Here is a 13,186-nt window from a genome sequence, read left to right as displayed (position 1 = left end):
GAAACGACAAAAACCCCCGGCCACAAACGGGGCGGGGGCGCAAAGCGGCAAATTGTAGAAAGGCGGCGCGCCGGCGCTGGGGGGCGGATACCCCGCCGTGAAGCTGGCCCTGCCCGCCCGGAAACCTTAAAAAAAAGAGGAGCGGATTCAAGGGGTCAGAAATGCCATCCAGCGCAGTTTCCACTAGGACATCATGCTATGGATAGAGGAGCTAAAAAACCCTTTTCAACGCCTGCGCCGCAGGTGCGAAAAGTGATCCGCCGGCCTGCGGCCTTGCAAATCCTCACCGGGCCACAAGACTTGCCTGCTTCTTGCAGCCCATCCTGATCCGCCCCGTCGCCCTCACGGCCAGGCTTTGGGCAAGCTTCAAGAGCTTCAAGGCGCCACGCACCACGGCGCTTGCTGATGCACCAGCCCATGCCACAGACCCCACAGGGCCGTCAGCATCAGCGCCAGCCCTGCCAGCCGCATGCTCCAGGGGCCGCGCCCGTTCACGCCCAGGCGCAGCAAAAGCCACGGCCCCGCCAGCAGCGAAAGGCCCGAGCCTGCGGCAAACAGCGCCATCGCCGCAGCCCCTTGCAGCGCGTCGCCCGTCAGCGCCGCCACCAGCACCGCCGAATACAGCAGCCCGCAAGGCAGCAGCGCCCACACAAAGCCAATGGCCAGCGGCGCGGCCAGCCCCCAGCGGCCCGACGTCGCGCGCACCCGCGCCCACACGCGCCGCGCGCCCGTTTCCAGCCACAGCGGCTGCCGCGCCCAGATCAGCAGCATCAGGCCCATGGCCGCCGCGCCGATATGCAGCATGCTCCACACGGGCCGCAGCGCCGCCGCGTGCGTGGCCAGCCAGCCCAGGCCCTGTATGGAAGCGGCCGCCAGCGCGCCCAAAGCGCCATAGCCCGCCAGCCGCCCCAGCTGAAACAGCGCCATCGCCCGCGCCGCCTGCGCGGGGCGGCCTGGCTGCCCTGGCATGCCCACAACCACCGCCTGCCCAATGCCCGCGCAGGCTGCCCCGCACATGGCGATGCAATGCGGCCCGCCCGTCAGGCCCAGCAGCAAGGCGTTGATCAGCATGGCGGTTTGCATGTGGCTTTCAGAATCGGTTCACGGTTGTTCAGTGGATGCAAGAACACGGTTTCGGGCGGCCTGCGGCGCTGCAAATCCTTGATGAGCGGCAAGAAAGTCATGAAGCCATCTGCGGTTTGCGTTCCCTTGCGGCCAGGCGATGAACAGGTTTCCAGAGCCTGTCACGGCATGGGCAGGAAAAAGCGCAGCGGGAAAACGCAAGGCGCGCGAGCCGCAGATCATCCGGCAAGGAGCGCTTTCGCCGGAAGCCGCCCCGCAATGGCCGATTGCGCCAAAGGGAATGGCCTGCCGCAGGCGGCGGGCGCGGCGCTTTTGGGTTAGCGCTTCAAGCGCCTGTTCAGCTATTTGCGGAGCGAAAAGCGCGGATTGGGCCTGGCTGCGACTTGGCGAATGCCTTGCCGGGCCGCAAGCGGACAGCTTCCAAGTCAGGCGCGGTTTGCGCCTTGCGGCCCTTTACGGCCAGGCGCTGGACGGGTGCAAAGCGCCCGGCTTTTGCAGTTCCGTCCGGCTCGCGCCAACAAGGCGGGAGAGGTTCAGAAACGGGAGCAAATTCAGGGGAGCTTGAAACGGCTTTTGCGCCCGTTTCACTAGGACATCACGCTATGTATTCAGGAGCAAATACAGGGCGCTGCCAGGGAGGGCGAATCCGCGCCAGAGTTGGGCGCGGATCTGCTCCTTGCGGCCCAGATGCCAGCGGGATTTCAGCCGCGCGGCGTGTAGGGGCGGCGGGCCGGGCGTTCGCCGTTTCCGGCGCTTTCGCTGCGGGCGGGGCGGCCGGCGGTGGCGCTCCAGCGGCGCAGGGTGCTGGCGCCGCCATAGGGCGCGCGGCTGCCGGGCTTGCTTTCATATGAGCCAGCGAATTTGCCTTCAGGCTTGCCTTTGCGCGCGGGCTGGGCGTCTTTTTCAAAGTGGCGGGGGCGCTGGCCGTCCGCAGCTTCGTTGCGGCGCTCGAAGCGCTTGAAGCGCTCGCCCTGGCCGGCTTCGCGCGGGGCGCGGCGGCCGTCGCGCTCGGGCAGGCGCTCGAATGAACGCTCGGAGGGGCGCTCGAAGCGGTCGGCGCGGGGGCTGCGGGCGGGGCGCTCAGCACGCTCAGGGCGGTCAAAAGACTCGAAGCGCTCGTTGCGGCGGCCAGCGCGCGGGGCGAAGGGGGCCGCGCGGTCGGCAAAGCGCTCGCGGCGCTCGCTGCCGCCGCTCCAGCCGCCTTCCTGCCAGTTGCCGCGAGGCGCGAAGCGCTCGCCATCGCGCTGTCGCCGCTCAAAGCGGCCCGCGTCGCGGTCGCTGAAGCGCGCGTCGGAGCGCTCGCCAAATCGTTCGTCAAAGCGGCGGCCGCCAGCGGGGCGCCGGCTATCGAAGCGTTCTTCAAAGCGGTCGCCGCTCCGGGAGTCAAAGCGGCTCTCGAACTTGCGGCCGCCGCGCTCAAAGCGTGGCTGCCAGTCTTGCTGCCTGCCCTGTTTGCGGCCGCCTTGGCCGTGCTTGCCTTTGGCGCCGCCAGCGGGGCGGGGGGCGGTGACGGGCGGGAAGTATTTCTGCGGCTCCAGGCCCGCGATGGTGTGGACGGCAAAGGGCTGGCGCGTGTAGGCCTCGATGTCGGCCAGGCGGCGGCGGTCGCGGATTTCGGCCAGGGTGACGGCCAGGCCGTCGCGCCCGGCGCGGCCCGTGCGGCCAATGCGGTGGGTGTAGTCCTCGGCTTTCATGGGCAGGCCGTAGTTGAAGACGTGCGAGAGGGTGGGCACGTCCAGCCCGCGCGCGGCCACGTCGGTGGCCACGAGGATTTGCACGCGGCCGTCGCGCAGGGCTTTCAGCCGCCGGTTGCGCAGGGCCTGGCTGAGCGCGCCGTGCAGGGAGACGGCGGCAAAGCCCGATTGCTGCAAGTCTTGCGCCAGTTCCTCGCATTCCACTTGTGTGCAGGCAAAGACGATGGCCTGGTCGATTTCGGGGCTGCGCAGCCAGTGGTCGAGCAGGGCGCGGCGGTGTTCCGGGGTGTCGGCCCAGTAAAGCTGCTGCTCGATGTTGGCGTGGCGCTCTTGCGGCGAGGCGATTTCGATGCGCTTTGCGTGCGCGCCGCCTTCGCGCATGACGCGCATGGCCAGCTGCTGGATGCGCGGGGCGAAGGTGGCCGAAAACATCATGGTTTGCTGGCGCTGCTGGGTTTGCAGGTGGATTTCGGCCAGCGCGTCGGCAAAGCCCAGATCGAGCATGCGGTCGGCTTCGTCAAGCACGAGAAAGCGCACGCCGTCCAGCCGCACCTGGCCGCTGGCGCTCAAGTCCAGCAGGCGGCCCGGCGTGGCAACGACGAGGTTGGCGTTTTGCAGCCGGGCGATTTGCATTTGGTAGGGCATGCCGCCCACGATGGTGGCGATGCGCAGGCCGCGCACGTGGCGCACCAGCTCGATGGCGTCGCCCGCCACTTGCTGCGCCAGCTCGCGCGTGGGGCACAGCACCAGCGCGCCGGGCACGGCGGGCTTGAAGTTGCGGCGGTCGGTGGGGTTTTTGCGGCGGGGTTTTTTGGGAGCCGGCTCGCCGCGCGCCAGGGCCTGGGCCACGCGGGCCTGCCACTCGGCTTTTTCGCGCTCGGCGGCTTCGGCCTGCATGCCGATGAGCGTGTGCAGCATGGGCAGCAGGAAGGCGGCGGTTTTGCCGCTGCCCGTTTGGCTGCACACCATCAGGTCAATGAAGGCGTCGCTGCCCGCTTGCGGCAGGGCCAGCGGAATGGCTTGCTGCTGCACGGGCGTGGGCGCGGTGTAGCCCATGTCGGCCACGGCCTGCACCAGCTCCGGGGCCAGGCCCAGGGCGGCGAAGGCGTTTTCGCCGCTGGCGTTTCCGGTGTCGGCGGGTTCGTCGTTGGCGGTTTCGCTGCTGGCGCTTTCGCTGACGCCGTTTTCCGGCGTTTCGCCGGCGTCAGCCGTGCGGGCGGCGGTTTCGTGGCCGGGCGCTTGGGCGCTGGCCTCATCCAGGGGCGTGGCAGCGGGATCGGAAGCGGGCGCGGCGCTGGCGGCATCCGTGGCGCAGTCAGAAGCAGGCAGGGCAGAAGAGGCGAAGGGGTTCATCGCTAAAGGCTTTCTTGTCAAAAAAACGGCGCCAATCCGGCGGGCAAAACCAGCGGGATCACCAAGCGCGCGTGTGGAAGAACCTGCCGCAAAACATCAGGCGAAAAACGCCCGGCGGCAGGACAAACACCAACCTTCCAACAGCGCTTGTCGTTCAATTTCTGCCTTTGGCCGCGCAAGCGGGGGCGTAAGCGGTGGCCAAAGGCGCGGCCCCGCAGAAAAACAGGGCGGGGCCAGAAAGCCAGGGCGGCTCTTGAATGCTTTCAAAAGCCGCCCTGCGGTGCGATGCGAGAGGGCGGATGCAATCGGCTCCGGCGCGCCCTGCGTGAAAAAGGCGGAAAAAGGCACGCCGGAAAAAACGGCGGATTATCGCCGCAAAAGCGTCAGCGCGCTGGCGGGCCGCCCCTCCTGAGGCCTGCCGCACGCTGTGGCCATAAACAGCCAACGTAAACGATCGCCAAGGGACGCTGGCTGCGCTGAAGCGCAGCAAGAGCAGCCTGTGCCGGATACACGTCTGCTGCGCGATGACGGCTACGCAAGCCAGCCCTTCGTCCAGGGCGTCAAAAACACATAGGCGCGCATGTGGCGGTGCAGATAGCCAGGAGAAGCGAACTTCACACCTTCAAGACAATGCCCCAGGCATTCCTGGCCAAAAGACGCTGAACGGGTTCCTTTACAAGCCTTCTTCGCGCACGCGCAAGAAGGTGGCAAAGCGCGGCAGGCCGCTGCCTTCGTGCAGGCCACGGTAGCGGTAAGTGACCCAGGCGCCCACGGGCGGCGGCGCTTCGCGCTGGGCATCGGTAAAGCCCGAGCCGATGCGAAAGCGCCGGCCTTCGGGCGTTTGAACCAGCAGCGCGCCTAGGCGGCCCGCGTGGCGGCCCTTGCCCGGCAGGTGGGCAATGACGCGGGCCTCGGCGTCTTCATGCGGCTTGAGCTTGAGCAGCTGGCCGCTGCGGCCGCTTTGCCAGGGCGCGTTGGCGCGGTGCAGCATCAGCCCTTCGCCGCCGCCGCGCGTTACTTCGCGCAGCCAGGCCAGCAGTTCGGCTTCGGTGGCCACGCGGCGCTGCGGCACGGCTTGCAAGGTGGGGCGGCCCGCGCGGCCAATGGCTGCCTGCAAGGCCGTCAGGCGCTCGGCAAACGGGGTGGCCGGGCCGCCGTGCCGGGGCGCGTCAAACGCCATGAAGCGCAGGCCGCGCCAAGCCGCGTCATCCGGCTGCTGGCGCGCGGCGGCGGACTGCGCCTGCTCGAAAGCGCCACGGCCCGCCCACAGCTCGCCGTCCAGCGCCATGCGCGGCCAGCCTTCGGTGAACCAGGCGGGCGCGGGCAGGCGGCGGCCCGTGCGTGAATACAGGGCCTGCCCGTCCCACCAGGCGCGCACGCCGTCGTACTTTTCGCTCACCAGCCAGTCAGGCAGATGCAGACCGCCCTGGTAGCTGCGGGCCAGCTGGGGCACGGGCGGCGCTTCGCCCTGCGCGGCCGCCCAAGGCGGCGCGGCCAGCAGAGCGAACAGGCGGAAAAAGCGGCGGCGGCGCATGGGCCAAAGCATACGGGGCGGGCGGCGTGAGCGTGGCGGGCCGTGTTTGCAGAACCTGTTCGCAATCTGTCCGTGGTGCAAAAGCGCGGCCTGCGGCAATTGCACGCTTTCAGGGCGATGTTCAAACCTTTGCCGTGCAGAAAACCACAAATAGATTCTTAAAACCTGCAAACCGGAAGGTGATTGGATTTAAGCGCCAGCAGGCGGCCCGATTTTATAATTGAATGGTTTCGGGCGGCCTGTTGTCCGAAACCGGCAGCCGGCGCGTCGCAAGCCGGTTGCATGTTCTACTCAACTCCCCTCAAGGGATAAAGCAATGACCGAAAAACAAATCAAAATTCTGGGCACTATCGCCAGCATCATGTCAGTCGGCATGTATGTGGCCTATATCCCGCAGATTGCCGACAACCTCTCTGGCCACAAGGGCAATCCGGTGCAGCCTTTCGTGGCTTTTGTGAACTGCTCGCTGTGGACTTGCTACGGCCTGTTCAAAAAACAGCGCGACTGGCCGATTGTGGTGGCCAATGTGCCGGGCATCTTCCTTGGCCTGGCCGCGTTTTTCACTGCGCTGTAAGCCTTTTCAGGCCGCTTTTTCAGGCAGCCTTTTGCCCGTGCGCAAGGCTGCCTGAACGCTTTTTGGAAACGCCCCAATCCTCTTTTTGCACGCCTTTTCCCCGCCGGAAGCGCCGCTGCCTGCTTCCGGCAGACTTGGCAGCCCGTTTCAGCGGCAGAAACGCAATGCGCTGCAAACCATTCATTTCTTGCAGCGAAAATCCTTGTTCATTCCCTCACTCATTCCTTCATTATCAAGCCCCGGCCGGAAAGCTGGGCAAACCCGCCCGCGAAGCGAAGCCGCGCGCGAAAGGCGATGGCAACGGCGGCTCAATGACAGCGATGAAATGACAGCGATGAAATGACAGCGATTAAATGACGGCACCCCAATGACGGCGGTATCTGGCCGCGCAGATTTGAATTTGCGCCAGGCAAGAATCAAGAACGGACACGGCCGCTGATATTTATACGTTTTGCGGCGGCGCAATGATTAAAAGCAACATGCCGGCATTTTGAACGGAAGCAAAACCACGCCGGCATCTTCAATCCCAAAAACAGTCCTCTGAAAGGCAAGCGCGCCCTGGGCAGGCTGGAAATAAAATGACTTTATTCCTGCCATGGCCAATCGCGTCATTCGCGCCATGATTCCCGCCTTTGTTCCCGCCTTTGTTCCCGCTTTTGCCCGGCCGTAGCCGCGCCCGCGCTTTTTCCGCTTTTCCGCTTTTTCCGCCCACGCTTTCCCGCCTGCCGCCATGCCTGAACTTGCCCTGAGCCTGCAATTTGCCCGCCGCCTGCCCGATGCCGCCTTGCACCGCGCCGCCCTGCCCCGCCACCGCGCCGCCCGCTGGCTACGCGCGGCGCTGGACGAAACCCTGCAAGCCGCCGAAATCACCGTGCGCGTTGTGGGCGAAGACGAGGGCCGCCAGCTCAACCGCGACTTTCGCGGCAAGGACTACGCCACCAACGTGCTCACCTTCGATTACTGCCATGCCCCCGTTTTGCAGGCCGATCTCGTGCTGTGCGCGCCCGTGCTCGCCCGCGAGGCCGCCGCGCTGGACAAGCCGCTGGCCGATCACTACGCCCATCTGCTGGTGCACGGCGCGCTGCACGCGCAGGGCTGGGACCACGAAACCAGCGAGGCCGACGCCGAGGCGATGGAGGCGCAGGAAACGCGCATCCTCGCCGCGCTGGGCGTGCCCAATCCGTATGAGCGCGGCTGATGGCCTGGCCGCCGCCTGAATTGGCCGCCCGCCTGGCCGCCCGCGCCAGGCTGGTGGAGCCTTTCGCGCCCCATGTGAACGCCGCCCTGCCCTGGCTGGCCTACGCGCTGCTGCTGGCGCTGCTGCCGCTGGTTTTCCCCGGCGGCTACGCGCTCAATTTGCTGGCGCAGATGGGCATCGCCGTGATTGCCTGCCTTTCCTACAACATCTTGCTCGGGCAGGGCGGCATGCTCAGTTTCGGGCACGCGGTGTACACGGGGCTGGGCGCGTATGCGGCCATTCACCTGCTGGCGGCGGGCTGGGGCGTGCCGGTGAGCCTGCTGCCGCTGGCTGGCGGCGCGGCGGCGCTGGCGGCCGCAGCCGCGCTGGGCTGGGTGTGCGCGCGGCACGGCGGCGGCGTGTTCGCCATGATGACGCTGGGCATGGGCGAGATGGTGGCGGCCATCGCGCTCATGTTTCCGGCGGTGTTCGGCGGCGAGGCGGGCGTGCCGGCCGACCGCGTCACGGGCGAAGTCTGGGGCATCAGCTTCGGGCCGCCCGCGCAGATGTACGCGCTGGCGGCCGCCTACGCCTTTGCCTGCACGGCGCTGATGTATGCCTTCACGCGCACGCCGCTGGGGCGGCTGCTGGGCGCCGTGCGCGACAGCGCCGAGCGCGCCGAGTTCATTGGCTGCAACCCGCACCGCGTGCGCTGGCTGGGCTTTTGCGTGGCGGGCTTTTTTGCGGGCGTGGCGGGCGCTTTGGCGGCGCTGCTGTTTGAAATCGTCACGCCCGAATCGCTGGGCGCGCAGCGCTCGGGCGCGTATCTGCTATTCGTCTTTCTGGGCGGCGCGGGCGCGTTCACCGGCCCCATGCTGGGGGGCGTGCTGATGGTGCTGGCCACGGTGTGGCTGTCTGAAATCACCCCGGCCTGGACGCTCTACATGGGCCTGGCTTTTTTGCTGATGGTCATGTATGCCCCCGGCGGCCTGGCCAGCCTGCTGCCCGGCATGCGGCGCGGTTTGGCTGGCGCGCTGCGCCGCCCGCAGGCGCGCCATGCAGCGCTGGCGCTGGCCTGGGCCGCGCTGCTGGCGGGGCTGATCGCGCTGGTGGAGCTGCTCTACCGCTTGCAGCTGGCCCCGGCGGGGCCAGGCGGCTGGGCGCTGGCGGGCATCAGCGTGAACGCGCACCAGCCGCTGCCCTGGCTGCTGGCCGCCGCCGTGGCCGCATCGGGCGGCGCGGCCATTGCAGCCATGCGGCGCGGCAAATAGGCGGCGCGGCCTCCAAAAAACCGGTCCGCAGCCGGGCCGCTGGCGCGGGAGCGCATCAAAAACAAGAGCGAAATCAGGGCGCTGAAAATGGCATTCGCGCAGATTCATCCAAGAGGCCATGCCATGAATCAAGGAGCGAATGCGGCGGGCGCCGTCAGGCCGCCGCTCCGGCCCGCGCTGCTCCAATAATCCCCGCCCATGACCGCCTCCGCTGACCCCGCCAGCGCCTGGACCGATGCCGGCGCCCTGGCCCGCGCCTGGCGCGCGCCCCTGTTGCGCTTTGCCCGCCTGCACCTGCAACCCGACGAAGAAGCCGAAGACGCCGTGCAAGACACCCTGCTGGCCGTGCTGGCCGCCCCCGCCGCTGCGCCGCCGCGCGGCGGCGGCCCCCGGCAGGGCGACGCGCGCGGCTACCTCTTTGGCATCCTCAAACACAAAATCACCGACCGCCTGCGCGCCCGCTACCGCCACGGCACGCCGCCTGCGGCCAGCGCCACGGACGGGGGCGCTGACGCGCTCGACGCCGAACTCTTCGATAGCCGGGGCCATTGGCAAACCGGCGCCGGCCCCGCCCTCTGGCACGACCCCGAAAGCCAGCTGCAAAACAGCCAGTTCTTCGCCGTGCTCGAAGCCTGCGTGAGCAAACTGCCGCCCAAGCCCGCCCGCGTGTTCAGCATGAAAGAGCTGCTCGACTGCGACGCCGATGAAATCTGCGCCACGCTCGCCATCACCCGCGCCGACTACTGGCAGTGCATGAGCCGCGCCCGCAAGCAACTGCAACTGTGCCTGGGCCAGAACTGGTTTGCCAGCCCGCCCCCCGCGCCCCGCAAGGAACGCCCCTGATGAACTGCCAGCAATACACCACCTTGCTCGCCAGCGGCCAGCTCGGCCCGCGCGCGCCCTGGCCCCTGCGCGCCCGCGCCGCCTGCCACACGCTCATCTGCGCGCACTGCCGCCGCTTCGCCCGCAACGACGCCGCCCTCACCGCCTTGCTGCAAGGCTGGCGCGAAAGCCTGCAAGCGCCCGGGGCCAGCCCGCCGCCCGATGGCCCGCAGGCATCAGAGACAGGAGCAGATTCAGCAGGGTGAACTTTTCAGTTTCCATTCCCCTAAAAATCTGTCCTCAAACCCAAAGTGAATAGCAAAAATTCCCCATGCTCCCAAGCGACATGACCGGCATGTAGTGGCAAGTGCTGGCAAGCACTTTGCTGAAGAGGGCGTCTCCGCCAGCGTCAAAAGAGCGAAGCGCGCTATTGAGTGGCGGGTTGATGGCTTGCCAGGCGCATCAAAAACAGGAGCTAATTCAGGCGGATGAAATGATGTCTTACGCTGATTTCACTAGGACGTATAGCTATAAATAGAGGAGCGAAATAAAGCCCTCCATCCGCTCACCGGTTGCTTGTGCTTGGCTCGCCTTGCTCCGTATTCTTCCTCGCAGCTTGCTCTGATGTTCAGTAGAAGCGCTGGCAACTGGCGCACGCCGAACTGGAGTGGGCAAGGCAGTTTTCCAGGCCAGAAGCCGATTGGACATGCGTTCAGGCGCTTCGCCGCTGAATAAGCCGGAAAACTATAATTACAAGCTTTTTGCGGGCGGCAGGCGCATGTGCTTGCCGCCCAATCTGTTTTTCCATGCCGATTTATGCCTACAAGTGCAGCCATTGCGGCTTTGCCAAGGATGTGTTGCAGAAGATGTCTGACGCGCCATTGAAGGTCTGCCCTTCCTGTGGCCAGCCTGCTTTTGTCAAGCAGGTAACGGCAGCGGGCTTTCAGCTCAAAGGCTCGGGCTGGTATGTCACGGACTTTCGCAACGAAGGCAAGGCGGACGCCTCTTCAGCGCCGGCTTCGGATGCGCCTTCTTCCGGCGCGGCAGCAGGCGCTTCTTCCGGCACCTCTGGCGATGCGGCTGCGGCCAGTAGCGCGGCAGCTTCACCGGGCAGCGCGGCTGCGGCGGACTAGGCAGTTCGAGCGCTCGCGTCATGCACCGGCTGCGTCAATATTTCGTTACGGGCCTGCTGGTCTGGCTGCCAGCGGCTATTACGGCCTGGGTGCTGCTGTGGTTAATGGGCATTCTCAACGGCATTTTTCTGAGCGTGCTGGGCGCGCTGGAGGCCGTGATTCCCGGCATGGTTACCGTGGGCGGCCAGCTTCGGCGCGTGCCGGGGCTGGGCGTCATTTTGGTGACGGTCATCATCTTCGGCACGGGCGTTTTCGTGGCGAACATGGTGGGCCAGTGGTGGCTGCGCCGCTGGGACGCGCTGATGACCCGCATTCCGGTGGTGCGCAGCATCTACAGCAGCGTCAAGCAGGTGTCGGACACGCTGTTTTCCGGCTCCGGCCAGGCGTTTTCCAAGGCGGTGCTGGTGCAGTTTCCACACCAGGGCGCGTGGACGGTGGCCTTTCTGACGGGCCGGCCCGGCGGCGAGGTGGCGGCGCATCTGGCCGCGCGCGGCCTGGGCGATGAGCTGGTCAGCGTTTACGTGCCGACCACGCCCAACCCGACTTCAGGCTACTTCCTGCTGGCGCGCCGCGCCGACGTGGTGGAGCTGGCCATGAGCGTGGATGAGGCGCTCAAATACGTGATTTCCATGGGCGTGGTGGCTCCGCCCGCCCGCGCGCAGTCGGCCCCTGCCGCTCCCGCCATCAGCAACCCTGTTTCCCATTCTGGCAAGTAACAAAGAAAGTCCATCATGTCTATGCGCACCCACTACTGCGGCCTCGTAACCGAGGCGCTGAACGGCCAGACCGTGACCCTGTGCGGCTGGGTGAACCGCCGGCGCGACCACGGCGGCGTGATCTTCATCGACCTGCGCGACCGCGAAGGCTATGTGCAGGTGGTTTGTGACCCCGACCGCCCCGCCATGTTCAAAACGGCGGAAGACCTGCGCAACGAGTTCTGCGTGCAAATCACGGGCCTGGTGCGTCCCCGCCCTGAAGGCACCACGAACGACAGCCTCAAAAGCGGCAAGGTGGAAGTGCTGTGCCACGAGCTGAAAGTGCTCAACCCTTCCGTCACGCCGCCCTTCCAGCTTGACGACGAGAACCTGAGCGAGACCACGCGCCTGACGCACCGCGTGCTGGATTTGCGCCGCCCCGTGATGCAGCGCAACCTCATGCTGCGCTACCGCGTGGCGATGGCCGTGCGCAAGTTTCTGGACGAGCACGGCTTCATCGACATCGAAACGCCCATGCTCACCAAGAGCACGCCCGAAGGCGCGCGCGATTACCTGGTGCCCAGCCGTGTGCATGACGGGCACTTTTTCGCGCTGCCGCAATCGCCCCAGCTCTTCAAGCAGCTGCTGATGGTGGCCGGCTTTGACCGCTACTACCAAATCACCAAGTGCTTCCGCGACGAAGACCTGCGCGCCGACCGCCAGCCGGAATTCACGCAAATCGATATCGAAACCTCTTTTCTGGACGAGCAAGACATCCGCAGCCTGTTCCAGGAAATGATCACGCATGTTTTCAGGCAAACGCTGGGCGTGGAACTGGGCGAATTCCCCGTCATGCCCTACGCTGAGGCCATGCACCGCTTCGGCTCCGACAAGCCCGATTTGCGCGTGAAGCTCGAATTCACCGAGCTGACGGACGTGATGGGCGATGTGGACTTCAAAGTCTTCAGCGGCCCGGCCAGCACGCCCGGCGGGCGCGTGGTGGCGCTGCGCGTGCCCGGTGGCAGCGAAATCAGCCGGGGCGAAATCGACGGCTACACCGACTTCGTGAAGATTTACGGCGCCAAGGGCCTGGCCTGGATCAAGGTCAATGACGCCGCCAAAGGCCGCGAGGGCCTGCAATCGCCCATCGTCAAAAACCTGCACGACAAGGCCCTGGCCGCCGTGCTGGAGCGCACCGGCGCGCAAAACGGCGACATCCTCTTTTTCGGCGCCGACAAAGCCAAGATCGTCAACGACGCCATCGGCGCACTGCGCCTGAAGATCGGCCACAGCGAATTCGGCAAAAAGGCGGGCCTTTTCGAAGACCGCTGGGCGCCGCTGTGGGTGGTGGACTTCCCCATGTTCGAGTTCGACGAAGAAGAAAACCGCTGGAACGCCATGCATCACCCCTTCACCAGCCCCAAAGACGGCCACGAAAACCTCATGGACAGCGACCCCGGCCAGTGCCTGGCCAAGGCTTACGACATGGTGCTCAACGGCTGGGAGCTGGGCGGCGGCTCCATCCGCATTCACCGCGCCGACGTGCAAAGCAAAGTGTTTTCCGCCCTCAAAATCACGCCCGAAGACGCCCAGGCCAAATTCGGCTTCCTGCTCGACGCCCTGCAATACGGCGCGCCCCCGCACGGCGGCCTGGCCTTCGGCATGGACCGGCTGGTCACGCTCATGACCCGCGCCGAATCCATCCGCGACGTCATCGCCTTCCCAAAAACCCAGCGTGCGCAGTGCCTGCTCACGCAAGCGCCCTCGCCCGTAGACGAAAAACAGCTGCGCGAGCTGCACATCCGCCTGCGCAACCCGCAGCCTGCCAGCCACTGACACGCGCCCTGCCC

The 13,186-nt window shown here is 66.4% G+C and carries 13 protein-coding genes; 8 read left to right on the top strand and 5 right to left on the bottom strand.

The genetic code is table 11. The features are described from left to right. Window positions 1-375: 375 nt before the first annotated feature. The 3 genes from ADJ79_RS11145 to ADJ79_RS11135 form a co-directional block, all read right to left on the bottom strand. Window positions 376-1,083: a sulfite exporter TauE/SafE family protein gene (locus tag ADJ79_RS11145; RefSeq protein WP_050716026.1), complete on the bottom strand. Its 708-nt coding sequence runs from the start codon at window positions 1,081-1,083 to the stop codon at window positions 376-378. 701 nt (window positions 1,084-1,784) lie between these two features. Then, a complete protein-coding gene (locus ADJ79_RS13360) occupies window positions 1,785-4,130 on the bottom strand; it encodes a DEAD/DEAH box helicase (RefSeq protein WP_156304172.1) in 2,346 nt (781 codons plus the stop codon). Between the two features lie 673 nt (window positions 4,131-4,803). Then, window positions 4,804-5,664, bottom strand: a complete 861-nt coding sequence (locus tag ADJ79_RS11135; RefSeq protein WP_050716025.1) for a DNA ligase — start codon at window positions 5,662-5,664, stop codon at window positions 4,804-4,806. A gap of 316 nt (window positions 5,665-5,980) precedes the next feature. Here ADJ79_RS11135 and ADJ79_RS11130 point away from each other — a divergent pair, with 316 nt between their 5' ends. Then, window positions 5,981-6,238: a SemiSWEET family transporter gene (locus ADJ79_RS11130; protein ID WP_050716024.1), complete on the top strand. Its 258-nt coding sequence runs from the start codon at window positions 5,981-5,983 to the stop codon at window positions 6,236-6,238. Between the two features lie 19 nt (window positions 6,239-6,257). On the opposite strand, the gene ADJ79_RS14540 is transcribed toward ADJ79_RS11130, so the two are convergent. Both ADJ79_RS14540 and ADJ79_RS14535 read right to left on the bottom strand, forming a co-directional pair. Then, window positions 6,258-6,422, bottom strand: coding sequence for a hypothetical protein (locus ADJ79_RS14540; RefSeq protein ID WP_156304171.1), 165 nt, complete (start codon window positions 6,420-6,422; stop codon window positions 6,258-6,260). Between the two features lie 284 nt (window positions 6,423-6,706). Next, window positions 6,707-6,970, bottom strand: a complete 264-nt coding sequence (locus ADJ79_RS14535) for a hypothetical protein (RefSeq protein WP_156304170.1) — start codon at window positions 6,968-6,970, stop codon at window positions 6,707-6,709. Here ADJ79_RS14535 and ybeY point away from each other — a divergent pair. The 7 genes from ybeY to aspS all read left to right on the top strand — a co-directional run bounded on the left by ybeY (window position 6,969) and on the right by aspS (window position 13,172). Further along, window positions 6,969-7,436 (top strand): rRNA maturation RNase YbeY, encoded by a 468-nt coding sequence (ybeY, locus tag ADJ79_RS11125; protein ID WP_050716023.1) that lies wholly within the window; start codon window positions 6,969-6,971, stop codon window positions 7,434-7,436. The two genes, ADJ79_RS14535 and ybeY, sit on opposite strands and share 2 nt — an antisense overlap. Further along, the gene (locus ADJ79_RS11120) at window positions 7,436-8,686 is read left to right on the top strand and encodes a branched-chain amino acid ABC transporter permease (RefSeq protein ID WP_082203276.1); all 1,251 of its coding nucleotides are present in this window, start codon (window positions 7,436-7,438) and stop codon (window positions 8,684-8,686) included. The genes ybeY and ADJ79_RS11120 overlap by 1 nt, the downstream gene beginning before the upstream one ends. Window positions 8,687-8,884: 198 nt before the next feature. Continuing rightward, a complete protein-coding gene (locus ADJ79_RS11115) occupies window positions 8,885-9,529 on the top strand; it encodes a sigma-70 family RNA polymerase sigma factor (RefSeq protein ID WP_050716022.1) in 645 nt (214 codons plus the stop codon). Continuing rightward, window positions 9,529-9,774: a hypothetical protein gene (locus tag ADJ79_RS11110; RefSeq protein WP_050716021.1), complete on the top strand. Its 246-nt coding sequence runs from the start codon at window positions 9,529-9,531 to the stop codon at window positions 9,772-9,774. The genes ADJ79_RS11115 and ADJ79_RS11110 overlap by 1 nt, the downstream gene beginning before the upstream one ends. A 540-nt stretch (window positions 9,775-10,314) precedes the next feature. Continuing rightward, window positions 10,315-10,641 carry an FmdB family zinc ribbon protein gene (locus tag ADJ79_RS11105; protein WP_050716020.1) on the top strand — a complete coding sequence of 109 codons (327 nt, stop codon included), beginning with the start codon at window positions 10,315-10,317 and terminating at the stop codon, window positions 10,639-10,641. A 20-nt stretch (window positions 10,642-10,661) separates the two neighbouring features. Further along, window positions 10,662-11,357, top strand: a complete 696-nt coding sequence (locus tag ADJ79_RS11100; protein WP_082203275.1) for a DUF502 domain-containing protein — start codon at window positions 10,662-10,664, stop codon at window positions 11,355-11,357. 15 nt (window positions 11,358-11,372) lie between these two features. Then, window positions 11,373-13,172: an aspartate--tRNA ligase gene (aspS, locus tag ADJ79_RS11095; RefSeq protein ID WP_050716019.1), complete on the top strand. Its 1,800-nt coding sequence runs from the start codon at window positions 11,373-11,375 to the stop codon at window positions 13,170-13,172. Window positions 13,173-13,186 lie beyond the last annotated feature (14 nt).

This window comes from Ottowia sp. oral taxon 894 (assembly GCF_001262075.1).
In the GTDB taxonomy this organism is placed as follows: domain Bacteria; phylum Pseudomonadota; class Gammaproteobacteria; order Burkholderiales; family Burkholderiaceae_C; genus Ottowia; species Ottowia massiliensis.
The sequence above is the reverse complement of the archived record's forward strand: the minus strand, read 5'-3'. Positions and strand labels throughout refer to the sequence as shown.

Bases quoted from the DNA above. Each gene is read 5' to 3' on its own strand.
- ADJ79_RS11145 (WP_050716026.1), bottom strand. From the start codon at position 1,083: ATGCAAACCGCCATGCTGATCAACGCCTTGCTGCTGGGCCTGACGGGC.
- ADJ79_RS13360 (WP_156304172.1), bottom strand. From the start codon at position 4,130: ATGAACCCCTTCGCCTCTTCTGCCCTGCCTGCTTCTGACTGCGCCACG.
- ADJ79_RS11135 (WP_050716025.1), bottom strand. From the start codon at position 5,664: ATGCGCCGCCGCCGCTTTTTCCGCCTGTTCGCTCTGCTGGCCGCGCCG.
- ADJ79_RS11130 (WP_050716024.1), top strand. From the start codon at position 5,981: ATGACCGAAAAACAAATCAAAATTCTGGGCACTATCGCCAGCATCATG.
- ADJ79_RS14540 (WP_156304171.1), bottom strand. From the start codon at position 6,422: ATGAATGGTTTGCAGCGCATTGCGTTTCTGCCGCTGAAACGGGCTGCC.
- ybeY (WP_050716023.1), top strand. From the start codon at position 6,969: ATGCCTGAACTTGCCCTGAGCCTGCAATTTGCCCGCCGCCTGCCCGAT.
- ADJ79_RS14535 (WP_156304170.1), bottom strand. From the start codon at position 6,970: ATGGCGGCAGGCGGGAAAGCGTGGGCGGAAAAAGCGGAAAAGCGGAAA.
- ADJ79_RS11120 (WP_082203276.1), top strand. From the start codon at position 7,436: ATGGCCTGGCCGCCGCCTGAATTGGCCGCCCGCCTGGCCGCCCGCGCC.
- ADJ79_RS11115 (WP_050716022.1), top strand. From the start codon at position 8,885: ATGACCGCCTCCGCTGACCCCGCCAGCGCCTGGACCGATGCCGGCGCC.
- ADJ79_RS11110 (WP_050716021.1), top strand. From the start codon at position 9,529: ATGAACTGCCAGCAATACACCACCTTGCTCGCCAGCGGCCAGCTCGGC.
- ADJ79_RS11105 (WP_050716020.1), top strand. From the start codon at position 10,315: ATGCCGATTTATGCCTACAAGTGCAGCCATTGCGGCTTTGCCAAGGAT.
- ADJ79_RS11100 (WP_082203275.1), top strand. From the start codon at position 10,662: ATGCACCGGCTGCGTCAATATTTCGTTACGGGCCTGCTGGTCTGGCTG.
- aspS (WP_050716019.1), top strand. From the start codon at position 11,373: ATGTCTATGCGCACCCACTACTGCGGCCTCGTAACCGAGGCGCTGAAC.